This window comes from Endozoicomonas sp. 8E, from assembly GCF_032883915.1.
Taxonomy (GTDB): Bacteria; Pseudomonadota; Gammaproteobacteria; order Pseudomonadales; family Endozoicomonadaceae; genus Endozoicomonas_A.
This window is the reverse complement of record NZ_CP120717.1, coordinates 6,352,279-6,364,769: the sequence shown is the minus strand read 5'-3', so window position 1 is coordinate 6,364,769 and position 12,491 is coordinate 6,352,279. Positions and strand designations below refer to the sequence as shown.

The window sequence follows — 12,491 nt, the reverse complement described above, 5'->3', positions numbered from 1 at the left end:
GATTTCTGAAAATTGTGAAACATCAAGGCATCAGGGAAATAAGCAAATCGTACTCCAGCCTGGACACCGTTATATCGAAATACGACCGGTAATCACCAAAGCGGTTAAAATGAACAGTTAATGTGCTGCTCGCCTCCCGCTCCCCATAAAAGATAAGAGCTGTGCTTTTTCAGGCAGCGGGCGGCGTCAATCAAGCCCTACCGTACGTATCCTCAAACCGCACAATATCATCCTCACCCAGATACCCACCGCTCTGCACCTCAATCAACTCAAGGTCAAACTTGCCGGGGTTTTCCAGTCGATGCACGACACCAATCGGAATATAAGTCGATTGGTTTTCAGTCAGCAGAATTTCCTGATCGCCATTGGTGACCAGCGCTGTGCCTTTCACAACAATCCAGTGTTCGGCCCGGTGATGGTGCATCTGTAAAGAAAGCTGTGCCCCCGGCTTAACAGTAATGCGCTTAACCTGAAAGCGGTCGCCCATATCAATCGAGTCATAGGCACCCCAGGGGCGATAAACCTTACGGTGTAATTTAGCTTCAGACCGGTTAGCTGCCTTTAGCTGTTCAACAATCTTTTTAACATCCTGCACCCGGTTTTTATGGGCAACCAGAATGGCGTCGTCGCTTTCGGTGATCACCAGATCATCGACGCCCAAGGTGGCAATCAGTTTTTTCTCACTGCGCACGTAAGTGTTACGGGTATCATGAAGCAGAACATCACCCAGAGTGGAGTTTCCAACCTCATCTTTTTCAGAAATATCTGCCAGCGATGACCAGGAGCCAACATCAGACCAGCCTGCATCCAAGGGAACCACCACTGCATCGGTGGTTTTTTCCATCACGGCGTAATCTATGGACTCCTCCGGGCAGGCTTTAAAGGCCAATTCATCCAAACGGACGAAGTCCAGATCAGCAGTTTGTACTTCCATGGCTTTCTGGCAGGCTTCCAGAATATCCGGACGGAACTTGTTCAATTCCTCCAGATAGCGCGAGGCTTTGAACAGGAACATGCCGGAGTTCCAGTAATAGTCACCTGAAGCCAGATAACCCTGTGCCGTTTCCAGATCTGGTTTCTCTACAAACTGCTCCACAGGCATTATTTTTTCAGCAGAAAGGCTCGAAGGCTCAAAGGTTTCTTTTTGCTCATCAGAAGAAAAGCCTTGTGCCTTTGTCTCACTGTCGTTCAAGGCTTTTATATAACCGTACCCTGTTTCCGGATGACCAGGCACAATCCCGAAAGTGACCAGCTTGCCATCAAGAGCCGCAGGCAACGCAGCCTCAACAGCCTGATGAAAAGCATTGACATCATTGATCACATGATCCGCAGCCAATACCAATAACAGCGGTTCTTCATCTTCGGAGAGGGTCTTGGCTTTTAAAGCAGCCAAGGCAACAGCAGGTGCAGTATTCCGCCCCACTGGCTCCAGAATAATTGCAGAGGCTTTGCGATTCATCTGGCGAAACTGCTCTGCTACCAGGAAGCGGTGCTCTTCATTGGCAATCACCATTGGAGCGGAAACAGAGTTTAGCCCATCCAACCGGCTCAATGTGTTTTGCAGCATGGTCTGTTCATTGACCAGCGGCAGAAACTGCTTTGGGTATAAAGAACGGGACTGGGGCCAGAGGCGGCTGCCGGAGCCGCCGGACATGATTATGGGTATTAAATTCATAATTTTTAAGGTGCAGTTTTTTTAAAAAATAATCTTTGGTGTCTTAATACACTTGCTCAGAAGTCAACAGCTCATCAGTGGTAAACCATCGGTAATCCCGATGCTGACTCCGGGTAATCAGCTCAGTAACGCCTCACCCTCCAGCTGCCACACAATAATTGTCCCTACCAGCCCTGGTGCCCGGCAACAAAAACTTGATTCATAAACTTTGAAAACCACAAACAATGTAGCCACATTACTGCATATTATGCCAATCGTGCTTTCTAACTCCCATGATAAGCATGGAGATTTGAGCCTTAAGACAAGGCGACGATCGCCAACACAGGATTAAGACTCAAATCTTCAGCGCAATAGGGAGTTAGGGACCGTTACTCACGTCCTGCTCAATATTGATCACTATAAAGAGATCACCCGCAATGCTGCCAATATTCTTGAACTGCTGGCTATGCCCGAAGCGAAGGATGTCGATCTGGTAGCAGAGCCTTTAAAAGACAACTTTCTGAAACCGGTAGATTTTTCCTGATGTACCTGCTTGATACCAACGTTGTCTCGGAGCTACGCAAATGCAGCACCTCAGTAGGTCAATGGGCCAGGTCCGTGGCACCGAATGAACTCTAACTTTCGGTCGTCAGCGTATTGGAAATAGAAATGGGCATCCTGTAAAAAGAGAGGAAAGACCCGCAGCAGGGCGAAACGCTCAGAGCCTGGATGAACCAGCGAATGCTACCAGCCTTTGAAGGGCGCATTATAGTGCTGGATACCCCAATTGCCCGGACCTGCGCCCAGCTTCATGTTCCAAACCCAAAATCTGAGCGTGTCGAAATGATTGCCGCCACCGCGATCATTCACCAAATGACCCTCGTTACCCGGAACATCAGGGACTTCGAACAGACAGGGGTGAAACTATTAAACCCGTGGGAGCCTTGAACCGGGGGCCTGACGGCAAAAGCTCACTTTGTTTCAGTCTTAAAAACTTATTTGCCCCATAGGCAACTTATTTAGAGGATAATACCTATGCAGCTGGCTTAACCAGTTTACCGGATTCTTCCAGCCTTTTATAAAGGCTGCCCGCACTGAACTCCAGGCCATTAGGCCAACAAAGAGCACCCAGCTCGATAAAGAAGCGCTGAAAAAAAACGCCATCCTCTAAAGCCAGGGTAAGGCTGGTTTTATGTGACAACATTTCACTAAAATCCATAACACCAAAGCTGCCATCAGAAAAGCGAAGCTTTATTTCCAGCCTTGTCTGATAAACAGCCTGAACAATTTTAATCATTATCAGCTCCTGCTATACGCCCAAGTGGTTGGAGATCCATTGCCCTTTGCCAATTGTCTGTCAACTCAGCCTGATGCAACAAACACCAGTCACCAACAAGCTTTGCAGCTTTTTTGGGTAGGCGACCTTCCAGAATATAGCCTGTGGATATTTCTACCAGCGCCTCATGCCCCTGATACTCGGCATGAATATGCGGTGGCGCATGATCGGCGTGGTACATCCTGATATAAATCCCAAAAAAACTTGATATCACTGGCATCGCGGTATTCCCGTTGAGTGAATTATTTTGCATTCAACACCGCAGATACAGTCTATACCATTAACTTTGGGTTATGAGGGAATAGTTAATGCCAAGAACGCTGCCCTGTGCCCGCTTACCAAAAGAACAAAACGCTTGTGATTAACGTGAGGCGGGCAGCGGGTGGCGGCATTCACCCACGACTCATCACACCCTACCGTACGTATCCTCAAACCGCACAATATCATCCTCCCCCAAATACCCCCCGCTCTGCACCTCAATCAACTCAAGGTCAAACTTGCCGGGGTTTTCCAGTCGATGCACGACACCAATGGGAATAATAGTCACCGGAAGCAAGATAGCTCTGAGCCGTTTCTAAATCTGGCTTTTCCACAAAACTGTCTACCGGCGAAACCTGTCCACTATTCCCGGTTAACGTTTTACTGGCCTTAATATAGCCATACCCGGTTTCCGGATGGGTAGGCACGATACCAAAGGTCACCAGCTTGCCGTCGCTTGCCGCAGGTAATGCAGCTTCAATCGCCTGATGAAAAGCCTGAACATTCTGAATCACATGGTCCGCAGCCAATACCAGCAGTAATGGGTCTTTCTCTTCAGACAGGGATTGAGCTTTCAGGGCTGCCAGAGCGACGGCAGGTGCCGTGTTTTTACCGACAGGTTCAAGAATAATGGCCGAATCACCGTCCCATCTGGCGGACTTGTTCTGCTACCAGGAAGCGGTGTTCTTCATTGGCAATCACTAACGGATCAGATACCGAATCCAACCCATCAAGCCGGGAAAGTGTGTTCTGCAACATGGTTTGTCCGTTTACCAGTGGCAGGAACTGCTTTGGGTATAGAGAGCGGGACTGGGGCCAGAGGCGGCTGCCGGTGCCGCCGGACATGATTATGGGGGTTAAGTTCATAAGCTTTTTTAACTACAAAGTCTCCAAGGCACAAAAAACATGGGTATGTTCTACATGCGAAGCATGGGTACAATTAAAACCTTTGTGAATCACTCTTTTAAATTTGCCAGTTAAAAACGGTTCTTCACCAAGAAATAAAAAAACAACGGTATGCCCAGTACATAACGAGCAAACAATCGTTTGGGCTCAAGCGCCAATCGGTATAGCCACTCCAGACCCAGACTACGAAACAGCTTGGGTGCACGGCTAACCCGACCGGCACTGAAATCAATAATGGCACCACCACAGACAATCAGAACAGGCCCGCTCAATTGCTGCATTAACAGATGAGCTACCCGCTCCTGTTTGGGCATACCCATAGCCAGAATAATCAGGCGAGGCTTATCAGCGGTGCCTTTCTTTTGGACCAGATCAAGGTACGCCAGGTCTTCCTGGAAACCATCCATCAGCTCGCAAGGTTTGTCCTTTAGCAAGCTGCTGGCACCCCGGCTTAACCAGGGCTCTTGTGTTCCGAGAATAAAGACTTCAGCATCGGGATGTGTGGTCAGGTAGTGATCACAAAGCTTGGGAATCAAATCTGTTCCATTGAGATTTGCGCCAGGGTCACACTGATTCAACTTACAGGCGATTTTAATACCGCCACCATCCCTTAACCGATACGTTAATTGAGCAAAAGCTTCAAAAACCTGCTTGTCTTTTTCAATTAGGTTATAAGCATGCTGATTAACAAAACCAAGAGAAACAGGCTTTTTGGTGGCACAAATCTCTTGGATAAAGCCAGGTACTTCCGAATCCGACAGCAGGTCCAGCGTACGTATAATCGCGTCTTTAACAGAGGAGTTATTGATAAACATTCAGGTATTTTTCAGCAACAGCAGGCCAGGCAAACTGTTTCGCATAATTTTGCGCAGATTGACCCTGTGATTCTGTCCACTGCGATGTTAAATGGTGAATAGCCTGCTCAAGGCTGCTTTTGTCAAGAGTAAACTGCATCCCCACACCTGACTCTTCGACAAACCGTTTGAACGACGGCGGCTCAGCAGATAGTAAGGGAACCAAACCATAAGCCATCAGCTCAACGACACTCAGGCCAAATCCTTCATAGGCAGAAGCACTGACGGTAAAACGGGCAGTGGCCACATGTTGCAATATTTCCTGATCATTAATATCGGTAAGCAACATAACTCGCTCTGTACAACCTAGTTCGATAATTTTGTTGCGTATAGCATCAACATCACCGGTTTTCGAGCGGCCAATAATTTTTAATCGGGTATCAGGACAATCAACTTCGGCAAATAGCTCAACAAGTTCAACTATCCTTTTATTTTCAGAAAAACGCCCAAAATAAATAAAGTCGTTACCCTTTTGTTCACTTTGTGTCTTTCCAAGTTTTTGAAAACCGACGCCATTTTCGATCAACGAAACATTGTGGTTAAGATTTTTAAATAGTTCGTAGTCATTAACACTACAGCACGTCACTGCATCAAACTTTGAAAGAGAAAAAGGAGTAATCGTTTTGAAAAAAAGCTTTTTCAAACCGGCCTGTTTATTGGTATGAAAAAAACCGCCATGGGTCGTTAACACTAGCAGCGGCTTAAGCCGACCGAGCCTTTTCTGCAACGACAGATACTCTACAAAAAAGTCCACGGCATGGACATGCACTACATCAAAACAATTTAATTCACCAATGGGTAGCAGGCAGACGGGATAACGTTCTGATCCATGCCATGGGTATCGAGTGACTGATATGCCGGACTCAACACTTTCATTAGCAAGCTGCGCATTGTTCTGAAAGTCACTATTAATAGTAAATACCTTTACTGTATGTCCGGATTTAATCTGCTCAAAAGCAAGATTGAAGACAACGTCTTCTAACCCTCCGATACTGGGGAAGAATTGACGAACAACATGAGCTACTTTCACAAAAAAACCAATCTATTCAATATTTATTAGAAGAACTTTTTAATAGCCAGTAATGAAACGACTATGGCGAGGCAATATTTTTTTTACTAAAGATGCAATCGCAACGGATATAAAGATAATTAAAAAAACAAATCCAAAGAATGCTAGCCAAGACTCTTGCTGAATAAGGTGCTTCGAAGGGACCAATACCCAGATAACACCAAGTAAATAAGCGTGTATAAAATAAACAGCAAAACTGGTAGCTGCTAAAAGCTGCAAAGGTTTGATTTCGATGTTTTCAAACCTGTGAAGCCAAATCATAAAAAACAAGCACAAACATAACTTTTGAATAAGGTTTATATCAATGCCATCATAGTTGAAAAATGGTTTTGTGAGAAAGCCAGTGTTACCCAAGTAGCTTTGCACAAAGGCAAGCAGTAAGCAGCAAGCAGCAAGCAAGCCGTCTTTACCTTTTAAGGCCGTGTAAATAGTAACTTTATACTGAGAACATAGGATGCCAAACAAATAGACTGGCATATAATACATTATTGCTTGCATAGGATTCAGGTCATAGGCAGGTCGACCCACTAATAATCCAATTATAAGAAATACTCCCAAGATAACGAGCTGTAGAAATTTTTTCTGTTTAATATATACAACATGCAAAGGAGACAAGAGGAAAAGGATCATTGCAAAAACAATGTACCAGTATGCAACTAAAAACCTGCCTGTAAAATAATATTTAATTATTGGAAGTATAAAACGTTCATAAAAACTCTGTTCACCAGAAAAAAAATAACCCCCCCAATGTGAATTCTGAGTATAAACATGATAAGCAATCGGTAATATACCAAGCAGAAAATAAGGGATAAATAAATTGCGAAGTTTCCCTTTTATAAATTTTTCAAAATTATACTTGGGATAGAAAACATGATGAAAAAGAAAGCCAGAGATAAAAACAAAAAGAGCCGTACCTCCAGAGATAATATTCATAAAAAAGCTGTTGAACATGCTGTCTGATGAAACTCTAGCCAATTCATAGCTATGGGCAGCAACAATGAAAAATATTGCAAGAGCTCGGTAGTACGTAAAAGAATTTAGAGTCATGGGTTAACGTTAATTTAATATTTAATAAGATTTTCGTTGATGTATGAATGACATATTGAAAGGCATTCCAAAAATATAAACCATACCAACTCAACCATAAAGTGGCTGCGATTTTAATTAAACTGAATTTCCATTTTCAATAATTGTGAAAAAAAGATTAACACTATATGCGAAACAGAGTAAACGCTCAGAAATTTGAGCGGGCAGAAGAAAATATCAATGCAACACAAATTAGAGACGAGGTACTCGAGTAATAGTTGACTTCTTACTAATATTTGAATATCTATCTTTATCCAAGTTTATTTATTATATATGTCACTATGAATTACTTCTTACAACTAGGTGATCAGATTAAAAACATTCATTATCTGCTTACTTTTGTTTTTCCAAGAATGCTCAAGCAAAAGCTTGCTTGTGTTCTGGTCTAGAGGTTGACAGGCTCTTTTGATTTCAGTCTTAAATTTCTTTTCAATATCATCTATGTTTCTATAATAAATAGTACTTAGCGAATCAACTGAATCTTTTTTGTAACCCTTTTTCAAAACAATTAAGTTAGATGCAAGATACTCCCATAACTTCATTGGTGATCTACCTTTATTAGCAGGGTGATCATTGAGTGGTAAAAGTCCAATACGATACTGCCTTAGTAATCTTGGTAGTTTTAAATATGAAACGGAACCTTTTAAATGCAAGTTGTCAGGCAATTCTACCGGTAACGCTATTGTACAAGGCCCATACATATCAAATGCAACATCAGGGTATGATTTAGCTAATGCAATAACGAGATCAAGGTCAAAACGGAAGTCTATTGCTCCAACATAAATGCAACCCTCTCTAACTTGTGATTTTCTTGCTTCCTTCTTAACAGATTGGCCAGAGAAAAATTCTAAATCAACACCATTATTAAGAACCAATGTGTTCTTTGGATGGTATTTTTTTAAATTATCGAGAACTGCATCACTTGTAGCAATGATTGTTTTAGTATATTTGAAAACCTCAGCTTCCGCTTTTTCAAACCTTGGCCCACCCATATCGGCATAGAGATCCGTCGGCCGGTAAATTATTTTCTTAACATTAATTAAAGGCAAAACACCATGGAAAAGAGGTTGATCGATTAATACTAAGTCAACATCAAGCCAACTCTGCTTCTTTAAAAATCGGTATACCCATTGATTATTGATCTTATCAAGCCAATCTTGATAACCATAGGGGAAAGGAAGAAAAGGAATGTGGTCAACAAATCCCCAATGTTCTGATTTATTAGGTGGGCTGCAAGCCGTTTTTATTTTGGCTCGCCCATCCTCACCTTTTATTAAATTAAGCAAAGAAACCGGTGAACTAACATGCAATACATCGTGCCCCTGCAGAATAAATTGTCTTGCAAGCTGGTGACTACCAACAACAAAACCAGTGGTCAGGCTGGCATGAGATAAAAATAATATTTTCAAGCAAAAGCCTCAGGTTTAGCTAATTCATCAGTTGGTGTAGTTATTTTTTCTTTCTCCAGCCGGTACATAACACCCGCCATAACCCAGAGAAGCGTAGCAGTTTTTATTGAATAAACAGAGTTACCACTTACTACGATGGTTAACCCAAAATAAAGGTTCATTCCTATAATAAAACGTTTAGCCTGTGCAGAGTGACCAGGTACCAAAAAGATCATATACAGCCATAGAGTTATTGCACCAAAGATGGAACTGGAAGCAACAAGGTAGGCAAATCCACTGTCCCATAATTTGTTAATAATGTTGACGCCCCAACCGAGATAATGGGCAAATTCCAAGTCAAAAAGGTGGTCAATGCCCAAAATTATACGACCATGTAATGTATCACCGTAGGCTTCATAACCTCCCACACTCAACACACTTACTAAACCGCAAAGCAAGATGACCAAAGGAATAATCAGCACTTGGCTGTACTTTGGCAAAACTGGGAAGACACGATAACCAAATAGCATTAACAGTGCTAAACCTGTTCCAGCCCTCGTATCGCTTGATAGAAGAATCAAAGTAATCAAAGAAACAAAGAAAATCTTTCGGACTTTTGCCAAGCTTGTCCAAAAGGTAATTAAATAAATGGAAAGTATAGAGGCAAAATTTCCAAGAGCAGTTTGCTCAAGAAATAGTGAAGAAGTTCTGGGTCCACTAAATACACCAAAAGAAAACCGTGACGAAAAGCCCAAAGCGGCATTGAATATACCAAGTTCATTAAACTCACTTACACTATGCCCCCTGGTATTCGCGTAATAGAGTGCTGGCTGGAAAATTCTTACGTAAGTTTCAAGGCTAATGATTTCAATCAGCAAAAAAAATAGAGTCCCGCAGGCTAGGATAAAAAAAACTTTATGCAGATCCTCCTCAGCCATTCTTATACCGATCAGGGTACATACAGAAATAATCAAGATGTTTCTGAAAGCATCCACATATAAAGAACCCGAAATAAGCGTGGTTACTAGCATTGAACCGACAAATACTGCTAATAAGGCAATCGGCCATTGATCATCACGCTTAAAGCCTGTCACAACGACCAGACCTAATAAAAGACCAAGCAAGGCTATTTCGGTAGCGGCCACAATGGCGGTATTTATGCCAAATAAGTTACCATTAACAAAGGCAAGAACCGCATTATAAATCACACACAGAGGTATCAGAACAACGATCAATTTATCAAATCGTTGTTCATTCAACAGTAAAGCCATCAGCATGAACCTGTTTTGTTAATCTTTTAAATATTTTTGCAGCACTTGCAACTGTGGCCTGTCCTGTCCGTCTATTGGCTCTAATGCCATTGAATATGTTGGTGACCAGCGACCACCGGCCCAATATGCCCAACCAACGCAGTTACCATGCTTATCCAGTTGCTGCATAAAATGGTCAAGTACCAATAACCAGCGCGAGTCATTACCCGGCACACTAAATTCACCAATGAAACCATGCTGATTATGATGACTCAACCAGTCTAAAAATGATTCAATTCGCTCAACTGCAATTTGCTTGGATGCAGCATCATATCCATTTTGATAAGTACCTGATTGATTTTTATCAAAATACGCATGAGCTTCATAAACTACGCGGTTTGCAGGGTCCTCAATGAAAGGCAACGGGTGCAATCGAGAAAACCGGTTAGCGTTACTCCAATGCTCACCAGCTACCAGGATAAAACGTAGCGGATCAACTTTTCGGATCGAGTTCACTGCCTGCTGAGCAAATTGCTCCCAATTTTTGGCACCCAAACCATGCGGCTCATTCATCAGGCCATAACCTAACAGAGCTGGGTAGTCTTTTAATTCATGCACAAGACGATACCAAGTATCTGCAAAAGAACGGGCACTGACTTCGGCACTGCCTATTTTCTTCTTTCGATAATAACCATAGTTGTGCAAATCAAGAATTAACCACATTCCATAACGTTCAGCAATACGCAAAGAATCCTTAATGCCTGAAAGGTAGTAACTGTCTAAAGGCTGATTAAGTTCTGGTTGTAATCTTTCCCACAATATTGGTAATCGTATGCTATTGAATCCTGCTACTTGATAATACTTAACACGATTTTCATCAAGAAAAAAATAATCGTAATTTCGGCGACCTGGTAAATTTTTTGCACCAAACTCAGCACCAGCGATATTTATGCCACGGACGCCGATATTGCACCAGCTTTTTAGGGTAATAATGTTGGTTGATTTATTGCTACAGGATACTGTTAATAACAGCAGAGAGAGAAATATATATCTAATCATCAGTTCCAGATAATGTAGTAAAAATTTTGATTAACTTTAGTTTTCTTGAAAAACGGTTATGGTACTAAGTTGTGAATCTCATAATCTGCAAAATCTGGGTATAAAGTCCAAGTCTTTCATTATGCATAATTTTTGACATTTAAGATATAAAAAAGAATGTATATGCACATGAAAGAATTGCTTCTTTTTTTTGGTATTTCTAAACGTTTATTTTTTCAACTAAACTGACGGATATTGATTTATATACAGCACTTTTACTTTAAGGTTTTTCCTACTAGATCCCAAAGCTTCTGGCTTTTCTTTTTGCTTTTTTTGATAATCTCTAAATGCTCTTTAGAATTTGACGTTTCTATTGAATCCTTCAACATTAATACAAGCTCTTCTGTACCAATATTTGAATTTGCAATGTAACTTTCTTTTCCATATTTTTCAAAGAGTCTTTCATACTTATAGCTCCAAGTAGTACCAATACATGGTATACCTTGAGATAAGGCGCTAACGCAACCGTGAAACCTAGTACATCACTCCGATTTGATCGTCGGGTAAAGCTTCTTGAGTTTTACCCGAGCATCCTCGGTCGTAAATCGCCATTCCATTTTGCTTTCTACACCATTACGCTGGGACTCCCACGCTTCAATCTCTGATTTCAGTGCGGCCTGATCGGGTATGCGTCTACTTAAACACTGACGACTGAGAATACTCAATTCAATCTCTGCCATGTTGAGCCAGCTTCCATGCTTGGGTGTATAGATGATTTCCAACTTACTGGCCAACCGATGAGCCTCTCCTGGTTCAAAGGCTTTATAAAGAGATGCAGGTGTATGTGTGTTCAGGTTATCCATGACAAGACGGATGACATCAGCTTTTGGGAAGTGAACATCAACCAGCTGTTTGATCTGGTGAGCCCAGTCGCAGGCAGTTCGGCTATCAGTCACCTCGATATGTCGCCAACCTTCCAGTGGCGCAAAAAACATGAAGAGAGAACTCACACCATTGCGCTCATACTCATTGTCATATTTTAGGGGTTGGCCAGGCTTCATAGGGAGTGGAGTCCTGACCTCCAAAGTATGCTGCTTACTGCTCTCATCCATACAGATCAGTGGTCGATTCGGATCATGTGGTTGTTGATAAACATCCAAAACACGTTCCATAGCGCAAACAAATTCTGCGTTTGCTTTTTTTGGAATACACCACTCCTTTTTCTGCCAAGGCTTCAACTCGTTTTTTTTAACTCTCGGCCAATGGTTTGATGCGAGATGGAATTGACATGCTCCAACTCAACCGTACGGTCAGCGAGAAGCTGTAGCGTCCAGCGGCTATGACCTTCTGGTGGTGTTGAGCAAGCCAGAGCTGTCAATGCCGCCTGCTGCTCCCCCTGGAGTTTTCTTGGGCGGGCAATGCCATTGAACTTGCTATTAACAGCAATATCCAGCCCTTCAAGTACACAGCGTTTGCGTGTTCTCTGAACCGTTTTCGTTGAAACACCACAGGTTTGGCTGGTCTGGAGCTCCGTCAGTTTTGGCCCGTTTTCATCGAGACACAGGAGGATCTGGGCATGAATACGTTTATGCTTGGCCACCTTGGTCTGGTGAATGAGGTCTCGGTAACTTTCAAGGTAGATGTCGCCTCAA

Annotated in this window: 12 protein-coding genes and 1 pseudogene; 1 reads left to right on the top strand and 12 read right to left on the bottom strand. The window is 42.6% G+C overall.

Annotated features, from left to right (window positions below; translation table 11 throughout):
• Window positions 1-190 precede the first annotated feature (190 nt).
• Window positions 191-1,675 (bottom strand): mannose-1-phosphate guanylyltransferase/mannose-6-phosphate isomerase, encoded by a 1,485-nt coding sequence (locus P6910_RS22190; RefSeq protein WP_317143431.1) that lies wholly within the window; start codon window positions 1,673-1,675, stop codon window positions 191-193.
• A gap of 708 nt (window positions 1,676-2,383) precedes the next feature.
• Between P6910_RS22190 and P6910_RS22185 the strand changes: the two genes are divergently transcribed.
• Window positions 2,384-2,602 carry a hypothetical protein gene (locus P6910_RS22185; protein ID WP_317143430.1) on the top strand — a complete coding sequence of 73 codons (219 nt, stop codon included), beginning with the start codon at window positions 2,384-2,386 and terminating at the stop codon, window positions 2,600-2,602.
• A gap of 85 nt (window positions 2,603-2,687) precedes the next feature.
• On the opposite strand, the gene P6910_RS22180 is transcribed toward P6910_RS22185, so the two are convergent.
• The 11 genes and pseudogenes from P6910_RS22180 to P6910_RS26940 all read right to left on the bottom strand — a co-directional run bounded on the left by P6910_RS22180 (window position 2,688) and on the right by P6910_RS26940 (window position 12,481).
• Window positions 2,688-2,951, bottom strand: a complete 264-nt coding sequence (locus P6910_RS22180) for a DUF2442 domain-containing protein (protein ID WP_317143429.1) — start codon at window positions 2,949-2,951, stop codon at window positions 2,688-2,690.
• Window positions 2,944-3,243: a DUF4160 domain-containing protein gene (locus P6910_RS22175; RefSeq protein ID WP_317143428.1), complete on the bottom strand. Its 300-nt coding sequence runs from the start codon at window positions 3,241-3,243 to the stop codon at window positions 2,944-2,946. The genes P6910_RS22180 and P6910_RS22175 overlap by 8 nt, the downstream gene beginning before the upstream one ends.
• Window positions 3,244-3,396: 153 nt before the next feature.
• Window positions 3,397-3,513, bottom strand: a complete 117-nt coding sequence (locus tag P6910_RS26950) for a hypothetical protein (protein ID WP_410493849.1) — start codon at window positions 3,511-3,513, stop codon at window positions 3,397-3,399.
• A pseudogene (locus tag P6910_RS26945) lies at window positions 3,482-4,094 on the bottom strand (mannose-1-phosphate guanylyltransferase). The gene P6910_RS26950 and the pseudogene P6910_RS26945 overlap by 32 nt, the downstream one beginning before the upstream one ends.
• 131 nt (window positions 4,095-4,225) lie before the next feature.
• Entirely contained in the window at window positions 4,226-4,969 is a 744-nt protein-coding gene (locus P6910_RS22160; RefSeq protein WP_317143426.1) for a WecB/TagA/CpsF family glycosyltransferase, read from the bottom strand.
• The gene (locus P6910_RS22155; RefSeq protein WP_317143425.1) at window positions 4,956-6,038 is read right to left on the bottom strand and encodes a glycosyltransferase family 4 protein; all 1,083 of its coding nucleotides are present in this window, start codon (window positions 6,036-6,038) and stop codon (window positions 4,956-4,958) included. The genes P6910_RS22160 and P6910_RS22155 overlap by 14 nt, the downstream gene beginning before the upstream one ends.
• Window positions 6,039-6,077: 39 nt before the next feature.
• The gene (locus P6910_RS22150) at window positions 6,078-7,124 is read right to left on the bottom strand and encodes an acyltransferase (protein WP_317143424.1); all 1,047 of its coding nucleotides are present in this window, start codon (window positions 7,122-7,124) and stop codon (window positions 6,078-6,080) included.
• A gap of 338 nt (window positions 7,125-7,462) precedes the next feature.
• Window positions 7,463-8,572 carry a glycosyltransferase gene (locus tag P6910_RS22145; RefSeq protein ID WP_317143423.1) on the bottom strand — a complete coding sequence of 370 codons (1,110 nt, stop codon included), beginning with the start codon at window positions 8,570-8,572 and terminating at the stop codon, window positions 7,463-7,465.
• Window positions 8,569-9,822: a hypothetical protein gene (locus tag P6910_RS22140; RefSeq protein ID WP_317143422.1), complete on the bottom strand. Its 1,254-nt coding sequence runs from the start codon at window positions 9,820-9,822 to the stop codon at window positions 8,569-8,571. The genes P6910_RS22145 and P6910_RS22140 overlap by 4 nt, the downstream gene beginning before the upstream one ends.
• 18 nt (window positions 9,823-9,840) lie before the next feature.
• Complete coding sequence (locus P6910_RS22135) at window positions 9,841-10,860, bottom strand: glycoside hydrolase family 5 protein (protein ID WP_317143421.1); 1,020 nt, start codon at window positions 10,858-10,860, stop codon at window positions 9,841-9,843.
• Window positions 10,861-11,381: 521 nt separating this feature from the next.
• Window positions 11,382-12,481 (bottom strand): IS630 family transposase gene (locus P6910_RS26940; protein ID WP_410493944.1). Its coding sequence is split into 2 segments (ribosomal slippage): window positions 11,382-12,094 and window positions 12,094-12,481, totalling 1,101 coding nucleotides; the frame shifts between segments, so codons are not numbered across the junction.
• Window positions 12,482-12,491: the final 10 nt, after the last annotated feature.

Coding starts and splice junctions, on each gene's coding strand:
- P6910_RS22190 (WP_317143431.1), bottom strand. CDS start 1,675: ATGAATTTAATACCCATAATCATGTCCGGCGGCTCCGGCAGCCGCCTC.
- P6910_RS22185 (WP_317143430.1), top strand. CDS start 2,384: ATGAACCAGCGAATGCTACCAGCCTTTGAAGGGCGCATTATAGTGCTG.
- P6910_RS22180 (WP_317143429.1), bottom strand. CDS start 2,951: ATGATTAAAATTGTTCAGGCTGTTTATCAGACAAGGCTGGAAATAAAG.
- P6910_RS22175 (WP_317143428.1), bottom strand. CDS start 3,243: ATGCAAAATAATTCACTCAACGGGAATACCGCGATGCCAGTGATATCA.
- P6910_RS22160 (WP_317143426.1), bottom strand. CDS start 4,969: ATGTTTATCAATAACTCCTCTGTTAAAGACGCGATTATACGTACGCTG.
- P6910_RS22150 (WP_317143424.1), bottom strand. CDS start 7,124: ATGACTCTAAATTCTTTTACGTACTACCGAGCTCTTGCAATATTTTTC.
- P6910_RS22140 (WP_317143422.1), bottom strand. CDS start 9,822: ATGGCTTTACTGTTGAATGAACAACGATTTGATAAATTGATCGTTGTT.
- P6910_RS22135 (WP_317143421.1), bottom strand. CDS start 10,860: ATGATTAGATATATATTTCTCTCTCTGCTGTTATTAACAGTATCCTGT.